Source organism: Vibrio sp. 2304, assembly GCF_033339475.1.
In the GTDB taxonomy this organism is placed as follows: domain Bacteria; phylum Pseudomonadota; class Gammaproteobacteria; order Enterobacterales; family Vibrionaceae; genus Vibrio; species Vibrio alginolyticus.
In genome coordinates this window covers 1-521 of sequence record NZ_JAWOUQ010000140.1, presented here as the reverse complement: position 1 = coordinate 521, position 521 = coordinate 1, and the positions used below count along the sequence as shown (strand labels likewise).

The 521-nt window shown below is 31.5% G+C and carries 2 protein-coding genes; both read right to left on the bottom strand.

Features of this window, described 5'->3' with window-relative positions; translation table 11 throughout:
- A partial coding sequence (locus tag R7P64_RS24685; RefSeq protein ID WP_318124274.1) for a YhjD/YihY/BrkB family envelope integrity protein occupies positions 1 to 300 on the bottom strand: 300 nt, incomplete at its 3' end.
- Positions 301 to 307: 7 nt separating this feature from the next.
- The coding region (locus R7P64_RS24870; protein WP_411979341.1) for a prolyl oligopeptidase family serine peptidase at positions 308 to 521 on the bottom strand (214 nt) is incomplete at its 5' end.

Sequence of the window (521 nt, the reverse complement as noted above, 5' to 3'; positions counted from 1 at the left end):
AGAAAGCAAACCTTGGCTGCTATATGTTGTTATATCACTTATAAAACCCTCAATTATGTTCGTAACTTCTTGAGGCAAAAATTCAAGGAATTCCAATGGGATTTCACCCCTTACAAGAGGGGTAAGGCTAATTATATTTAGTAAAACTATTAAAAAAGGGAAAATCGAAAGTACTAGATAATAAGCCATTTGTGCTGCATAACCAAAAATATAATCATTACGTAATTTAAATATAAAATGGTCAATGACTATTATAGCCTTATGTTGTAAAAGCTGATCTATTATTTTTTTCAAATTCACACCAACTCTACTTTAAATACTTGTTAAACCAATTTGTGATCTCTTCCAATCTCTTTATTCTATGTTTGGGTTTTCCAGACCTTGAAAGTTCGTGGTTTTCTCCCTTGAAAATCACAATTTTTGACTCAACTCCGTGATACTTTAATGATGTGAACATCTGATATCCTTGATCAATCCAACACCTATAATCCTCATCTGAATGTATGAATAAAGTAGGAGTA